Raw genomic sequence first — 15,012 nt, forward strand, 5'->3', positions numbered from 1 at the left:
GATGTACCGCACCGGCGACCTCGCCCGGCGCCGGCCCGTGGGCACCGTCGAGTTCCTCGGCCGCGCCGACGACCAGGTGAAGATCCGCGGCTTCCGGGTCGAGCCCGCCGAGGTGGAGGCCGCGCTGGCCGCCCACCCGCTGGTCACCGACGTCGCCGTGGTCGTCCGCGAGGACCGGCCCGGCGCCCGCCGGCTGGTCGCCTACCCGGTCGGCGCCGCCGACCCCGAGGAACTGCGGGCCTTCGCCGCCCGCGCCCTGCCCGACTACCTCGTCCCGGCCGCCTTCGTCCCGCTCGACGCCCTCCCGCTGAGCCGCAACGGCAAGGTCGACCGCTCCGCCCTCCCGGCGCCGGAGCCCGGTGACGAGCGCCGCGAGCGGGCCGAACCGCGCACCGACGCCGAACGCCGCACCACCGAGGTGTTCGCCGAGGTGCTCGGCATCCGCCCGCCCGGCACCGACCGGAGCTTCTTCGAACTGGGCGGCGACTCCATCCTCAGCATCCGGCTCGCCGCCCGCCTCGCCGACGCCTTCGGCACCGACCTCGGCCCCCGCGCCGTCTTCGACCACCCCACCCCGGCCGGCCTGGCCCGGCTGCTCACCTCGGAGCCGGGCACCCCGGCCCGCCCGCCCGTCCTGCCGGTGCCCCGCGAGGGCGCGGCCCCGATGTCCTACGCCCAGCAACGCCTCTGGTTCCTGGAGGAGTTCGCGCCCGGCGGCGCCGAGTACGTCACCGCGCTCGCGCTGCGGCTGCGCGGCGCCCTCGACCCCGGCGCGCTCGGCGCGGCCCTGACCGCCCTGGCGGCCCGGCACGAGGCGCTGCGCACCACTTTCGACAGCGTCGACGGCCACGGCGTCCAGCTCGTCCACCCGCCGACGGAGGTGCCGCTGCCACTGCACGACCTCACCGGACAGCCCGAGCGGGCCCTGAACGAGCTGCTCGCCGCCGAACGCGCCCGCCCCTTCGACCTGCGCCGCGGACCGCTGCTGCGCACCGCGTTGGCCCGACTGGCCGACGGGGAGCACGTGCTGGCGCTGACCCTGCACCACATCGTCACCGACGGCTGGTCCACCGGCGTGCTGCTCTCCGACCTCGCCCACCTCTACCGCGCCGAACTCGGAGCCACGGAAGGCCCATTGGCGCCACTGCCGGTGCAGTACGCCGACTACGCGCACTGGCAGCGCACCACCGGAGCCCCCGCCGAGGAACAACTCGACTACTGGAAACACCAGTTGGACGGCGTCGTCCCGCTGCGGCTGCCCACCGACCGGCCCCGGCCCGCGGTGCGCACCAGCAACGGCGCCACCGCCCGGCTGGAGCTGCCCGCCGAGGACGCCCGCCGGCTCGCCCGGGTCGGCCGGGAGCGCGGCGCCACCCTGTTCGCCACCCTCGTCGCCGCCGCCCAGGCCTATCTGGCCCGGCTCGGCGGGGACACCGACATCGCGGTCGGCACCGTCACCTCCGGCCGCGACCGGGCCGAGGTCCAGCAGCTCGTCGGGTTCTTCGTCAACACCCTGGTGCTGCGCTCCCGGGTCGAGCCCGAGCAGCCCTTCACCCTTCTCCTCGGCGAGGTGCGGCAGACCGTCCTGGACGCCTTCGCCCACCAGGACGTGCCCTTCGAGAAGGTGGTGGACGCCGTCCAGCCGGAGCGCGACACCAGTCGCGGTCCGCTCTTCCAGGTCCTGGTCGTGTTCCAGAACACCCCGGCCGCCGAACCCGACCTGCCGGGCCTGGCCGTGAGCGACGTCGAGACCGACAACACCCGGACCGCCTTCGACCTGGTGCTGGAGTTCGCCGAGACCGACGGCGGCGCGCTGCACGGCCTGCTCACCTACAACACCGACCTGTTCGAGCCGGCCACCGTGGAACGGATGGCCGGCCAGCTCACCGCCCTGCTCACCGCCGTCGCCCAGGACCCGGAGCGCGCCGTCGGCGCCCTGCCGCTGTCCGCCCCGGACGCTCCGGCCGTCGAGCCGGGCGGCGCCTTCCGCCCGGTGCCCGAGGCGACCCTGCCCGACCTGTTCGAACGCCAGGCCGCCCGCACCCCCGAGGCACCGGCCCTGCTCGACGGCGCGCGGCAGCTGAGCTACGCCGAACTGGACCGGGCCGCCAACCGGCTGGCCCACCGGCTGATCGGGCGCGGCGTCGGACCGGAGCGGCTGGTCGCCCTCGCGCTGCCCCGCTCGGCGGCCATGGTGGTCGCCCAGCTCGCCGTCGCCAAGGCCGGCGGCGCCTTCCTCCCGGTCGACCCGGACTACCCGGCGCCCCGGCGGGAGTTCATGGTCCGCGACGCCGGCGCCCACCTGCTGCTCGACGACCCGGCCCTGGTCTGGGCCGCCGACGGGCCGGACACCGCGCCCACCGACACCGACCGCACCGGTGCGCTCACCCCCGCCCACCCGGCGTACGTCATCTACACCTCCGGCTCCACCGGAACCCCCAAGGGCGTCCTGGTGACCCACCGCGGACTCGCCGTCTTCGCCGCGGCCGCCGCCGAGCGGTACGCCGTCGGCCCCGGCGACCGGGTGCTCCAGTTCGCCTCGCCCAGCTTCGACGCCTCCGTGCTGGAACTGTGCGCCTCCCTACTCTCCGGGGCCGCGCTGGTCACCGGCGAGGAGGGCCCGCTGGTCGGCGAGCGGCTCGCCGAGGTGCTGGCCGCCCGCCGGATCAGCCACACCCTGATCCCCCCGGCGGCGCTCGCCACCATGGAACCGGAGACCGCCGCCGCGCTGCCCGAGCTGCGCACCCTGATCGTCGGCGCCGAGGCCTGCCCGGCCGACCTGGTCGACACCTGGGCCCCCGGCCGCCGGATGATCAACTCCTACGGCCCCACCGAGACCACCGTGGTCGCCAGCTGGACCGGCCCGCTCGTCCCCGGAACCGGCACCCCCGACATCGGCCACCCCAGCGGCGCCACCCGCGCGTACGTCCTGGACACCGCCCTGCGGCCGGTGCCGCCCGGCGTCACCGGGGAGCTCTACCTGGCCGGCCCCGGCCTCGCCCGCGGCTACCTCGGGCGCCCCGGCCGCACCGCCCAGCGCGTCCTCGCCGACCCGCACGGCGCCCCGGGCACCCGGATGTACCGCACCGGCGACCTCGCCCGCCGGGACGCCGACGGCCGGCTCCGCTTCGCCGGCCGCGCCGACGAGCAGATCAAACTGCGCGGCTTCCGGATCGAACCCGGCGAGATCGAGAGCGCGCTGCGCCGCAGCCCGCTGGTGCGCGACGCCGTCGTCACCGTCCGCCCGGACGGCCCCGGCGGCGGCCGGCTCGTCGCCTACGTCGTCCCCGCCGACGCCGCCGCGGGGGCCCCCGCCCTCGACCTGCGCCTCCACCTGGCCGAGTCACTGCCCCCGCACCTCGTCCCCGCGGCCTTCGTGCCGCTCGACCGGCTGCCGCTCACCCCCAACGGCAAGACCGACCGGCGGGCCCTGCCCGACCCCGGGCCCGTCCAGGCCACGGCCGTCCCCGGCCGGGAGCCGGCAACCGACACCGAACGCCGGATCGCCCGGATCTGGGCCGACGTCCTCGGACTCGAACAGGTCGGCGCCGACGACAACTTCTTCCTGCTCGGCGGCGACTCCATCCTCAGCATGCAGGTGGTCTCCCGACTGCGCCGGGACGGCCTGCACCTGGCCACCCGGGACCTGTTCAGCCACCAGACCGTGGCCGAACTCGCCACCGTCGTCAGCACCGTGGCCGAACGCGCCGACGACGGCCCGGTGACCGGGGACGTCCCGCTCACCCCCATCCAGGAGTGGTTCCTGACCACCCCGCGCGCCGCCCACCACCACTTCAACCAGTCCACCCTGCTCGAACTCGACCCCGACCCCGACCCGCGGGCGCTGGCCGCCGCCCTGGCCGCCCTGCTGGAACACCACGACGGCCTGCGGATGCGCTTCACCCACGACGAGAACGGCTGGCACCAGTTCAACCCGCCGCCCGCCCCCGTCGAGGAGCTCCTGCTCCGGTACGACCTGACCGGACAGTCCGCCGAGGCCGCCGGCCTCGCCATGGCCAAGGCCGCCGACGAACTCCACGCCGGCTTCGACCTGGCACGTGGCCCGCTGCTGCGCGCCGCCCTGTTCACCGGCCACCCGGAACACCCCGCGCTGCTGCTCCTGGTCGCCCACCACCTGGTCGTCGACGCCGTCTCCTGGCGGGTGCTCCGCGACGACCTGGAGAGCGCCCACCACCAGGCCGTCCGGGGCGAGGCGATCAGTCTGGGGGAGCGCGGCACCTCCTTCCGGGACTGGGCGCACCGGCTCTCCGCCCATGTCGCCGAGGGCGGCCTCGACCACGAACTCCCCTACTGGGAGGAGGCGGTGAGCGCCCGCGCGGCCCTGCCCGGCGCCCGCCCCGCGCCCGGCGAGGACACCGGCGACGACGACACCGGCGACCACTCGAAGAGCGCGGCCGTCACCGTCGAACTCGACGAGGCGGACACCGAGGCGCTGCTGCGCGCCGCCCCCGCCGCCTACCGCACCAGGGTCAACGACGTGCTGCTCGCCGCCCTCGCCCTCGCCCTGGCCCGCTGGAGCGGACAGCCGCGGATCGGCCTGGACCTGGAGGGCCACGGCCGGGAGGACCTGCTGGAGGGCGTCGACCTGACCCGTACGGTCGGCTGGTTCACCACCGTCCACCCCGTCACCTTCCACGTCCCCGACCCCGACGGCCCCGGCCCGGACCGCGACTGGCGCGCCCTGGTGAAGTCCGTCCGCCGCCGGCTGCGCGCGGTGCCCGGCAACGGGCTGGGCTTCGGCGCGCTGCGCACCTTCGGCACCCCCGAGGTCCGCGAACGGCTCGCCGCCGGCGGCCACGGCCAGGTGGTCTTCAACTACCTCGGCCAGTGGGACGCCAAGCCCGAGGCCGCCGGTCACGGGCTGGTCCGCGCCGAACTCGGTTCCTACGGCCAGGACCACGACCCCCGGGACGGCGGCTCCCACCCGCTGGAGGTGGTCGGCGCGGCCCAGAACGGGCGGCTGGCCTTCACCTGGCACCACCGGCCCGCCGTCCACGACACCGGGGCGGTGCGCCGGGCGGCCGAGGAGTTCGCCGAGGCCCTGCGGCAGATCGCCCGGCACGCCCGGGAAGGGCGGTGACCGGCGCCCCGACCCGACCAGACCACGACCACGACCACGACCACGAACCGAAGAACCGACGATGACGAAGGAGCCCGACATGGACGAGAACACCCGCTACCAGGTGCTGCACAACGACGAGGAGCAGTACTCCCTGTGGCCCGCCGACCTGGAGGTACCGGCCGGCTGGCAGCCCGTCGGCACCGAGGGCACCGAGGCCGAGTGCACCGCGTACGTCGACGAGGTGTGGACCGACATGCGCCCCAGGAGCCTGCGCGAGCGCATGGAGAACGCCGGAGCCTGACCGGCCGTGGGACGGTGGCCGGCCGCGCGCACGCCGGCCGGCCCCGCCCCGGCCCCGCACCACCGAACCACCATGAAACCCGAGGAGAGCACCATGACCCCTCCGCTGCGTACCCAACACCTGGAGTTCACCCCCTACCGCCCCGAGGACGAGGACCACTTCGTCGCCCTCCTCCGCGACGCGGACGTGTGCCGCTGGATGGGCCAGGAACTCGTGCCCGAACCGGACATCCGCACGCTGTTCCGCGCCATCCTCACCGACGTCTACCCGCAGGACCTCTTCGACGTCTGGGGCCTGTGGCTGGACGGCGCGTACGCGGGCCACGCCGAGGTCAAGCGGGCCGGGAACGTCGACGGGCACGAGCTGGTCACCGCGCTGGCCCCGGCGTTCTGGGGCCGCGGCCTGGGCACCGAGGTGGTGCTCGGCCTGATCCGCTACGCCGGCGAGGAGTTGGGGCTCGAGGAGGTCTACGGCATGGTCGGCGCGGAGAACACCCCGAGCCTGGCGATGTGCCGCCGGCTGGGCTTCCGCCCGGTGCGCGACGTCGTCGCTGACGACGGCTCGCTGAGCAGGCTGCTGGCCGTCTCCACCGCCGACTGGGTCTGACCGTCATCCCCGCCCGCCCGGGGCGCGTCCGTGGGCGCCGCGGGCGGGCGGTCCCGCGACCGGCCGGTCAGGCCGCCGCCCCGATCAGCGGCCGGTGGCAGGCCGCCGTGCGGCCCGGGGCCACCTCGCGGGGCTCGGGGACCTCGGTGGCGCAGCGGGCGTCGGCCAGCGGGCAGCGGGTGCGGACGCGGCAGCCGCTGGGAGGGGCGAGGGGCGAGGGCGGGTCGGCGGGCAGCAGGCCGGTGTCGCGCAGCGGGCGGCCGGGTTCCGGGACGGCGGCGAGCAGCGCCGCGGTGTACGGGTGGGCGGGGGCGGCGAGGACGGCCTCGGTGGGGCCGCGTTCGCAGACGCGGCCGAGCTGGAGCACGGCCACCTCGTCGCTCACCGCGCGGACCACGCCGAGGTCGTGGGAGATGAACAGGCCGGCCAGCCCCCGTTCCTCGGTGAGCCCGCGCAGCAGGTTGAGCACGGTGGCCTGGGCCGAGACGTCGAGGGCGGAGACCGCCTCGTCGGCGATCAGGACGTGCGGTCCGGCGGCCAGCGCCCGGGCGATGGCGACCCGCTGGGCCTGCCCGCCGGAGAGCTGGTGGGGGCGGCGGTCGCCGAACAGGGCGGGCGGCAGGCCGACGGCCTCCAGCTGACGGGTGACGACCTCCTCGCGGTCGCGGGCCGGGTCGGGGTGGGCGTCGAGGGGCTCGGCGACCAGGTCGCGGACCCGGCGGCGCGGGTTGAGCGAGGACAGCGGGTCCTGGAAGACCATCTGCACCCGGGGGCGGAGCGCGCGCAGGGCGCGCGGGGAGAGGGTGGCGAGGTCGGTGCCGTCGAGGGTGACGGTGCCGGAGGTGGGCGGGGGCAGCCGCAGCAGGGCCTTGGCGATGCTGCTCTTGCCGGAGCCGGACTCGCCGACCAGGGCGAGGGTGCGGCGCGGGTACAGCGCCAGGTCGACGTCGCTGACGGCGTGCAGCGGGCCGGAGCGGGTGCGGTGGACGACGCTGAGGCCGGTGGCCTCCAGGACGGCCTTGCCGGGGCCCTGGGCGTCCGGGGCGGCGGTTGCGGGGGCGGCTGCTTCGGATGCGGTGGTCATGCCGCGGGCTCCAGTTCCTCGGGGGCGGGGGTGTCGGCCTCGGTGAGCGGGAAGTGGCAGTCGGCCGTGTGACCGTCCGCCGCCGTGTGGGTGGGCGGGGCGGTCGTGGTGCACAGCTCCGCGGCCCGCTCGCAGCGCGGGGCGAAGGGGCAGCCGACGGCGGGCCGGCTGAGGTCGGGCGGTGAGCCGGGGATGGCGGGCAGGGTGCGCCGCAGCGGGCCGGTGACCCTGGGCACGGAGCGCAGCAGGGCCGCGGTGTACGGGTGCCGGGGGTGGGCGGTGACGGCCTCGGTGGGGCCGGTCTCGACGATCCGGCCGCCGTACATGACGGCGATCCGGCGGGCCCGCCCGTACAGCAGGCCGATGTCGTGGGTGATCAGCAGGGTGGCGAGGCCGCGGCTGAGCCGGTGCTGGTCGAGCAGGTCGAGGACGGTGCGCTGGACGGTGACGTCGAGGGCGGTGGTCGGCTCGTCCGCGAGCAGCAGGGCGGGTTGGCCGGCCAGGGCGGCGGCGATGCCGACCCGCTGGCGCAGCCCGCCGGAGAGCTCGTGCGGGTGGGCACGGGCCCGCCGGGCGGGGTCGGGGACGTCGACCGAGGCGAGCAGCTCGGTGGCGGCGCGCAGCCGTTCGCGGCGGGAGAGGCGGCGCCGGTTGGTGAGCGACTCGGTGACCTGGTCGGCGATCCGCACCACCGGGTTGAGCGAGGTCATCGGGTCCTGGTGGACCATGGCGATGCCGGTGCCGAGCAGTTCGGCCCGGCGGCCGGCGGTGGCGGCGAGCAGGTCCTCGCCGTTCAGCCGGATCTCGCCGGTGGCGGCGGTCCTGGTGGTGCGGGACTCGACGCCGAGCACGGTGCGGGCGAGGACGGACTTGCCGGAGCCGGACTCGCCGACCACGCCGAGGCACTCGCCGGCCGCGATGCTGAGGCTGACGCCGTGCAGGACGTGCAGGGTCCGCCCGTCGGGGGTGTGCAGGACGGTGTCCAGCGAGCGGACGTCGAGGACGGGGGCGGAGGTCATCCGCGCGCTCCCTTCGCAGCGGCGGGACCACCCGAACGCAGGTGCTCCCCGAGGTAGTTGAGGGCGAGGACGGTCAGGCAGAGCACCGCCGCGGGGGCCAGTGAGATCCACGGCGCGCTGCCGAGCGCGGTGCGGCCCTCGGCGATGATGCCGCCCCAGGAGGGCTCCGGCGGGCGCAGTCCGAAGCCGAGGAAGCTGAGCGAGCCCTCGGCGACGATGGCGGCCGTGGTCGCGGTGAAGGCGAAGGTGACGGCGGCCGGGGCGACGTGCGGCACGATCTCGCGGCGCAGCACGCGCAGCGGGGCGGTGCCGAGCATCCGGGCGGCCTGGACGAAGCCGCGCTCGCTGAGCGAGAGCACGATGGCGCGCACCACCCGGGTGAAGTGCGGGACGGTGAACAGGCCGATCAGGGTGCCGATCACGGCGAGGCCGGGCCCGCGCAGCGAGACCGCGATCATCACCAGGATCAGGCTGGGCACGGACATCAGCAGGTCGATCACGAATCCGATCACCTTGTCGACCGGGCCGCGGAACCAGCCGGCGGCGAGGCCGAGGGCGCCGCCGCCGAGCAGCCCGACCAGGATGGTCAGGGCGGCGACGGTGAAGGAGGCGCGGGCGCCGGCGACGGTGCGCTGCAGGACGTCGCGTCCGGAGCCGTCGGTGCCCAGCCAGTGACCGGGGCCGGGGGCGGCGGCGGGGTGGGCGAAGTCGCCGTGCAGCGGGTCGAATCCGGGCAGCAGGGGCAGCAGCAGGGCGGCGAGGGCGATCACGGCCAGCCAGGCCGCGGCGGCGAGCACGCCGACGGGCGGGCGGCGGCGGGCGGTGCGCGCCGCTCCGGCGGTCGAGGCGGTCACGGTGGCGGTCTCAGTGGTCTCAGCGGTGCTCATGGGCGATCCTCGGGTCGATCGTGCGGTACAGCAGGTCGACCGCGAAGGTGGCCGCGACCACGCCGACGGCGCTGACCACCACCACGGCCTGGACGACCGGGAAGTCCCGGCCGGCGATGGCGGCGGAGGCCAGGCTGCCGACGCCGGGCACCGCGAACAGCGACTCGACCAGCACCGAGCCGCCGAGCGAGGTCCCGATGCCGATCCCGATCAGGGTCACCAGCGGGAGGCTGGAGGGCCGCAGGGCGCGGCGCAGCAGCAGCTTGGTGGTGCTCATGCCGCGGCTGCGGGCGGCGGCGATGTACGGCTGGTCGAGGGTGTCGAGGAGCTGTCCGCGCAGGGTGCGGGTGAACACGGCGGCCTCGGTGAGGCCGAGGGTGAGCGCGGGCAGTACCAGGTGGCGCAGGTTCTCGGCCGGGCCCTCGGTGAACGGCGTCCAGCCGGTGGCGGGCAGCCAGCGCAGCTGGACGGCGGCGACCCAGATCAGCAGCAGGCCGAGGGCGAAGCCGGGGACGGCGAGCCAGCCGAAGGTGCCGGCGGTGGCGATCCTGTCGAAGGTGCCGCCGGGCCGCCAGGCGGAGATCAGGGCGACGGGCACGGCGATGGAGAGCGCCACCACCTGGGCGGCGAGGAACAGTTCGAGGGTGACCGGGATGCGGTGGCCCAGTTCGGTGGTGACGGCGGCCCCGGTGGACAGCGAGTGTCCGAGGTCGCCGTGCAGGGCGTCGACGATCCACTGCCAGGTGGCGGAGAAGACGTCGCGGTCCAGGCCGAGCTTGGCCTCGTACGCGGAGATCTGCTCGGGGGTGGCGGTCGGGCCGAGGGCGGCGACGGCGGGCGAGCCGGGCATCAGCTTGGGCAGGGAGAGGGCGGCGAGGGCGACCAGCAGCAGGACGGCCGCGGCGCGTCCGGCCTGTCCGCCGTACCGCAGGGCGGTGCGGGCGCGGGGCGTCATCGCTTCTCCCACAGGGTGGCGGGGGAGACGCTGAGGACGGTGCGCTTGGAAAGGTCGGGCAGGCCGCCGACCTTGGCGGTGGCGAGGTAGCCGACGGTGTTCTCGGTGAGGAAGGCCATCGGCACCTCGCCGACGACCCGCTGGGCGGCGTGGTCGTAGGCGGCCGACCGCTTGGCGGCGTCGGTGGAGGCGCGGCCCTCGGTGATCGCCTTCTCGGCCTCCGGGTCGGACCAGCCGGTGAAGTTGTAGGGCGCGGTGGGGCCGTAGAGGCTGCCGAGCGCGGTGTCGGTGTCGCCGAACAGGCTGGTGACGAAGTCCATCACCTGGAACTTGCGCTGCATCATCGCGGTGCCCAGGCCGGCCGGGTCGAGCGGCTTGACGGTCATCTTGATCCCGGCCTCGCCGAGCATCTGCTGGAGCACGGTGGCGCGCTGCTGGCCTTCGGGGCGGCTGTCGACGAGGTACTCGAAGGAGAGGTCGGGGTGGCCGGCCTCGGCGAGCAGGGCGCGGGCCTTGGCCACGTCACGGGCCGGGTACGCGGCGGTGGCGCGGTACGGGGAGCGGGAGCCGATCGGGCCGTCCGAGACGGAGCCCTGGCCGAGGTAGACGACCTTCTCCAGGGCCTCGCGGTCGATCGCGTACCGCACCGCCTGGCGCACCCGCACGTCGTCGAAGGGCGCCGCCTTGGTGTTGAACAGGACGGTGCTGGTGGAGCCGGGCCCGGTGGCGGCGCGCAGCCCGTCGGCGGCGGCCTGCTTGAGCTGGCCGGGCGTCTCGGTCCAGATCAGGTCGGTGTCGCCGGAGCGCAGCGACTGGTAGCGGCTGTCGGCGTCGGACAGCACCCGGTAGACGAGCTTGTCGGCGTGCCCCTTGCCGCCCCAGTACGCCGGGTTGCGGGTGAGGGTGACGGAGACTCCGGGCTGCACGCTCTCCACGGTGTACGGGCCGGAGCCGACGGCGGGGGAGTCGCCGGCCGGGGCTTCGGAGACGTAGCCGAGGGAGCGGGTGAACAGGTTCGGGAAGGCGGCGTCGGGTGCCTTGAGGGTGAAGGTGACCGTGGTCGGCCCGGTGACGGTGGTGCTCGCGATGGCGGCCGCGTCGACGGCGCAGCCGCACCTGCTCTCCGGCTTGGCGAGCCGGGCCACGTGGTCGGCGACGGCCTGGGCGTCCAGTGGCTTGCCGTCGCTGAAGGCGACGCCCTCGCGCAGGTCGAGGGTCCAGACGGTGGCGTCCGCGTCGGAGGTGAAGGACTTGGCGAGGTACGGCTGCACGGTGCCGTTGTCGCCGTTGACCATCAGCGGGTCGTACAGGGCGTTGGCGAGGACCATCATCGGCATCGAGGTCAGGGTGGCGTCGGCGGGGTCGAGCTTGGTGAACGGCCGGTCCAGGCCGATCTTGAGGGTGCCGCCGTCGACCGCCGGCCCGTCGCTCGCCGCACCGGCGGTGTTCCCGGTCGCGCCGCCGCCGGACAGCGCGTCGTCGGAGGCGGAGCAGGCGGTCAGGGCGAGCGCGGCGGTCAGGGCCGCCGATGCCAGGAGGTAGTGGCGCTTCATGGTTCCTCGGTTCGGGGGAAGTGGGGGCGGCCAGGGGGAGTGGCCGCCGACGTCCCACACCATTCCGGAAGTGGCAGTACTGCCAAAAGGCAGTTGTGCAAATTTCAGATGACGAAGATCGGAAGAGTCGGCGCTCGCCTTGAGCGAGCACGGTCGGACGTGATTCGGTGTTGACAGCCGCCCCCTCGGCGGCGGCCACACCCGATCAACTCACCGAGAGGAAACGGAAGAACGATGCAGGGGACGGACACCGTGGCGGAGCCGGGCATGCGCGACCGCAAGAAGGCGCGCACCCGCGACAGCATCCGCACGGCGGCGCTCGACCTCTTCGAGGAACAGGGCTTCGAGCGCACCACCGTGGACCAGATCTGCCGCCGCGCCGACGTCGCCCACCGCACCTTCTTCCGCTACTACCCGGCCAAGGAGGCCCTGCTGTTCGGCTGGGACTTCGGCCACGTCGTGCTCGACGTCTTCGCCGCCGCCCCCGCCGAACTCCCGCTCTGGGCCGCGCTCGAACACGCCCTGACCGTCACCGGTGGCCGGCTGGAGGAGCCCGTCGAGCACACCGAGCGCCGCCGCCGGCTGCGCCGGGACCTGCTCGACGTCCACTCGGTGCACAACTACGCCCTGGTCGTCATCGACGCCTTCACCGGACGCACCGTCGCCATCGCCGCGGAGCGGCTCGGCGTCGATCCGGCCGTCGACCTGCGCCCGACGGCTTTCGGCGCGCTGTTCGGCGGCATCGTGCGGCGCCACGTGCTGATCGGCCAGGAGAGCGGCGGAACGCTGGCCGACTGGGTCAAGGCCTACCGGGACGTGCTCGTCACCGCGGGCTGACCCTTCCTCTCCCCCCTCTCCCGGGCGCGCCGCAGGCCGTCCGTACGGCACCGCACGCCCTTTTCCTCCCCCTGCGCGGTTCGCCGCGCGCTTGTGCCACACCCTTCGCAATTCCTGAAAGGCCCCCGCATGTCCCTGGTCAACTTCCGCGACCCCGCCACCCTCGCCGACCCCGACGGCCGGTGGATCCGCCCCGGCGCGCTGTTCCGCTCCGCCCAGCCCTTCCCCGCCGCCGACGAGGCCGTCGTCGCCCAGCTGCGCGAGGCCGGTGTCACCACCATCGTCGACCTCCGGGGCGAAGCCGAGAGCAGCCCCGAGGACTGGGCCGCCGTCGAGGCGGCCGGCGTCACCGTGGTCGCCGCCCGGATCGAGCCGACCAACGACGAACTGGCCGAGGCCATGCGGACCATGACCACCGCCGAGGACCTGGGCGCCTTCTACCTGCTGATGGCCGAGTCCGCGCCGCGGGCCGTCGCCGCCGCCGTCGAGGCCACCGTCCGCCCCGGCGGGGCGCTGGTGCACTGCGCCGCCGGCAAGGACCGCACCGGGCTGCTCACCGCGCTGCTGCTGGAACTCGTCGGGGTGCCCGCCGAGGAGATCGTCACCGACTACGCCCGCACCAACGAGGCGATCCAGCAGATCTGGGCGGGCCTGGCCGACCGCAACCGCTCCGCCCTCAACGAGGTCGAGGCGGGCCGCCTGGTCGTCCCCGCCCCGCTGCTGGAGGCCCCCGCCGGGGCGATGAGCGGCTTCCTCGCCGCGGTCCACGCCAAGTACGGCGACGCCGCCGGCTTCCTGGCCTCCTGCGGAGTCACCACCGAGACCATCGAGGCCTTCCGCGCCAAGGCCGCCGCCCCGGACGCCGCGTCGACCGCCGCCCGCACCGAAGCCGTCGAGGTGACGGCATGACGGCGCCCCTGCTGCGGCACACCGACGGCACCCCGTTCCGCGACCTCAACCACAACGGCACCATGGAGCCCTACGAGGACCCGCGGCTGCCCGCCGAGGAGCGGGTCGAGGACCTGCTCGGCCGGATGACGGTGGAGGAGAAGGCCGCGCAGATGCTGCACGGCCGGATGCTCCCCGGCAACCAGGGCCCCTTCCCGTCCGGCGACCACCTCATCACCGAGCGCGGGCTCACCGCCTTCGGCATGATGTCCGTCCCCGACGCCCGCACCATGGCGGAGTGGAACAACCACGTCCAGGACCTCGCGGCGGCCACCCGCCTCGGCATCCCGGTCACCCTCGCCTCCGACCCCCGGCACGGCTTCACCACCAACCCCGCCACCGCCTTCGCCGGCGGCGGCTTCAGCACCGGGCCCGAGCCGATCGGCCTCGCCGCCACCGACGACGCCGAACTGGTGCGCCGCTACGCCGACCTGATCCGCCGCGAGCTGTGCGCGGTCGGCATCCGGGTCGCCATCCACCCGATGGCCGACCTCGCCACCGAGCCCCGCTGGGCCCGGATCAGCGGCACCTTCGGGGAGGACCCGGAGCGCGCCTCGCGCATGATCACCGCCTACATCCAGGGCCTCCAGGGCGAGCGGATCGGCCCGGACAGCGTCGCCTGCATGACCAAGCACTTCCCCGGCGGCGGCCCGCAGGCCGGCGGCGAGGACTCGCACTTCGCGGCCGGACGCCGACTGGTCTACCCCGGCGGCGAGTTCAAGACCCACCTGCGCCCCTTCGAGGCCGCCTTCGCGGCGGGCACCGCGCAGATCATGCCCGCCTACGCGATCCCCTCCGGCAGCGGCCTCACCGAGGTCGGCGCCAACTTCAACCGGGACGTCATCACCGGCCTGCTGCGCGGCGAGTACGGCTTCGACGGCGTGGTCTGCACCGACTTCAACGCCATCACCGGCATGGAGATCCCCGGTCTGGTCGCCCTGCCGCCGCGGCACTGGGGCGTCGAGGAACTGTCCGTCGCCGAGCAGGTGGTGCTCACCCTGGAGGCCGGTGCCGACCAGCTCGGCGGCGAGACCGACCCGGAGCTGATCCTGGGCGCCGTGCGCTCCGGCGCGGTGACCGAGGCCCGGCTCGACGAGTCGGTGCGCCGCATCCTGCGCGACAAGTTCCGCCTCGGCCTGTTCGACGACCCGTACGTCGACCCGGACGCGGCCGCCGACCTGGTCGGCACCCCGGACGGCCGGGCGCTCGGCGTCGAGGTCCAGCGCCGCTCCCTGGTCCACCTGGCGGGGAGCCCGCGGGCCGGATCGCGGCTGTACGTCGAGGGCGTCGACCCGGCCGTCGCCGCCGGGTACGGCACCGTCGTCGAGGACCCGGCGCGGGCCGACCTCGCCGTCGTCCGCCTCGCCACCCCGTACGAGCGGCGCGAGGGGATGCTGGAGCGGCACTTCCACGGCGGCACGCTGGAGTTCGAGCAGGCCGAGGTCGACCGGGTCGCCGCGCTGGCGGCCGTCGTGCCCACGGTGGTCGTCGCCCAGCTGGAGCGGCCCGCCGTGCTCACCCCGATCGCCCCGTACGCGGCCCTGCTGATCGGGGAGTTCGGCGCGGCGGACGAGGTGGTGCTGGACGCCGCCCTCGGGCGCGGCCCGATGACCGGGAGCCTCCCGTTCGACCTGCCCATCTCGGACGCCGCCGTCGCCGAGTCCCGCGAGGACGTGCCCTTCGACACCCGTGGGCCGCTCTTCCGGTACGGCCACCGGGTGACCGACGGGAACTGAGGG

The 15,012-nt window shown here is 75.3% G+C and carries 11 protein-coding genes; 6 read left to right on the forward strand and 5 right to left on the reverse strand.

Annotated features, from left to right (window positions below; genetic code table 11):
• The 3 genes from ACFRMQ_RS25235 to ACFRMQ_RS25245 form a co-directional block, all read left to right on the forward strand.
• The coding region (locus tag ACFRMQ_RS25235; RefSeq protein ID WP_380732889.1) for an amino acid adenylation domain-containing protein at positions 1-5,101 on the forward strand (5,101 nt) is incomplete at its 5' end.
• A 79-nt stretch (positions 5,102-5,180) separates the two neighbouring features.
• Positions 5,181-5,384, forward strand: a complete 204-nt coding sequence (locus tag ACFRMQ_RS25240; protein ID WP_380732899.1) for an MbtH family protein — start codon at positions 5,181-5,183, stop codon at positions 5,382-5,384.
• Between the two features lie 93 nt (positions 5,385-5,477).
• Entirely contained in the window at positions 5,478-5,990 is a 513-nt protein-coding gene (locus ACFRMQ_RS25245; protein WP_380732890.1) for a GNAT family N-acetyltransferase, read from the forward strand.
• A gap of 67 nt (positions 5,991-6,057) precedes the next feature.
• Here the strand turns inward: ACFRMQ_RS25245 and ACFRMQ_RS25250 are convergent, their stop codons facing one another.
• From ACFRMQ_RS25250 to ACFRMQ_RS25270, 5 genes are read right to left on the reverse strand one after another with little or no spacing between them, the layout of a single operon-like run.
• The gene (locus ACFRMQ_RS25250; RefSeq protein WP_380732891.1) at positions 6,058-7,074 is read right to left on the reverse strand and encodes an ABC transporter ATP-binding protein; all 1,017 of its coding nucleotides are present in this window, start codon (positions 7,072-7,074) and stop codon (positions 6,058-6,060) included.
• Complete coding sequence (locus ACFRMQ_RS25255; protein WP_380732892.1) at positions 7,071-8,093, reverse strand: ABC transporter ATP-binding protein; 1,023 nt, start codon at positions 8,091-8,093, stop codon at positions 7,071-7,073. Before ACFRMQ_RS25255 ends, ACFRMQ_RS25250 begins: the two co-directional genes overlap by 4 nt.
• Complete coding sequence (locus tag ACFRMQ_RS25260; RefSeq protein WP_380732893.1) at positions 8,090-8,980, reverse strand: ABC transporter permease; 891 nt, start codon at positions 8,978-8,980, stop codon at positions 8,090-8,092. The genes ACFRMQ_RS25255 and ACFRMQ_RS25260 overlap by 4 nt, the downstream gene beginning before the upstream one ends.
• Positions 8,967-9,935 carry an ABC transporter permease gene (locus tag ACFRMQ_RS25265; protein WP_380732894.1) on the reverse strand — a complete coding sequence of 323 codons (969 nt, stop codon included), beginning with the start codon at positions 9,933-9,935 and terminating at the stop codon, positions 8,967-8,969. The genes ACFRMQ_RS25260 and ACFRMQ_RS25265 overlap by 14 nt, the downstream gene beginning before the upstream one ends.
• A complete protein-coding gene (locus ACFRMQ_RS25270) occupies positions 9,932-11,488 on the reverse strand; it encodes an ABC transporter substrate-binding protein (RefSeq protein ID WP_380732895.1) in 1,557 nt (518 codons plus the stop codon). The genes ACFRMQ_RS25265 and ACFRMQ_RS25270 overlap by 4 nt, the downstream gene beginning before the upstream one ends.
• Positions 11,489-11,722: 234 nt before the next feature.
• Between ACFRMQ_RS25270 and ACFRMQ_RS25275 the strand changes: the two genes are divergently transcribed.
• From ACFRMQ_RS25275 to ACFRMQ_RS25285, 3 genes are all read left to right on the forward strand, one after another.
• Positions 11,723-12,325 carry a TetR family transcriptional regulator gene (locus ACFRMQ_RS25275; protein ID WP_380732896.1) on the forward strand — a complete coding sequence of 201 codons (603 nt, stop codon included), beginning with the start codon at positions 11,723-11,725 and terminating at the stop codon, positions 12,323-12,325.
• 129 nt (positions 12,326-12,454) lie between these two features.
• A complete protein-coding gene (locus tag ACFRMQ_RS25280; protein ID WP_380732897.1) occupies positions 12,455-13,234 on the forward strand; it encodes a tyrosine-protein phosphatase in 780 nt (259 codons plus the stop codon).
• Positions 13,231-15,009: a glycoside hydrolase family 3 protein gene (locus tag ACFRMQ_RS25285; RefSeq protein ID WP_380732898.1), complete on the forward strand. Its 1,779-nt coding sequence runs from the start codon at positions 13,231-13,233 to the stop codon at positions 15,007-15,009. The genes ACFRMQ_RS25280 and ACFRMQ_RS25285 overlap by 4 nt, the downstream gene beginning before the upstream one ends.
• Positions 15,010-15,012: the final 3 nt, after the last annotated feature.

Origin of the sequence: Kitasatospora sp. NPDC056783 (genome assembly GCF_042789895.1) — a bacterium.
GTDB lineage: Bacteria > Actinomycetota > Actinomycetes > Streptomycetales > Streptomycetaceae > Kitasatospora.

Bases quoted from the DNA above. Each gene is read 5' to 3' on its own strand.
- ACFRMQ_RS25260 (WP_380732893.1), bottom strand. From the start codon at position 8,980: ATGAGCACCGCTGAGACCACTGAGACCGCCACCGTGACCGCCTCGACC.
- ACFRMQ_RS25285 (WP_380732898.1), top strand. From the start codon at position 13,231: ATGACGGCGCCCCTGCTGCGGCACACCGACGGCACCCCGTTCCGCGAC.
- ACFRMQ_RS25275 (WP_380732896.1), top strand. From the start codon at position 11,723: ATGCAGGGGACGGACACCGTGGCGGAGCCGGGCATGCGCGACCGCAAG.
- ACFRMQ_RS25270 (WP_380732895.1), bottom strand. From the start codon at position 11,488: ATGAAGCGCCACTACCTCCTGGCATCGGCGGCCCTGACCGCCGCGCTC.
- ACFRMQ_RS25250 (WP_380732891.1), bottom strand. From the start codon at position 7,074: ATGACCACCGCATCCGAAGCAGCCGCCCCCGCAACCGCCGCCCCGGAC.
- ACFRMQ_RS25265 (WP_380732894.1), bottom strand. From the start codon at position 9,935: ATGACGCCCCGCGCCCGCACCGCCCTGCGGTACGGCGGACAGGCCGGA.
- ACFRMQ_RS25245 (WP_380732890.1), top strand. From the start codon at position 5,478: ATGACCCCTCCGCTGCGTACCCAACACCTGGAGTTCACCCCCTACCGC.
- ACFRMQ_RS25280 (WP_380732897.1), top strand. From the start codon at position 12,455: ATGTCCCTGGTCAACTTCCGCGACCCCGCCACCCTCGCCGACCCCGAC.
- ACFRMQ_RS25240 (WP_380732899.1), top strand. From the start codon at position 5,181: ATGGACGAGAACACCCGCTACCAGGTGCTGCACAACGACGAGGAGCAG.
- ACFRMQ_RS25255 (WP_380732892.1), bottom strand. From the start codon at position 8,093: ATGACCTCCGCCCCCGTCCTCGACGTCCGCTCGCTGGACACCGTCCTG.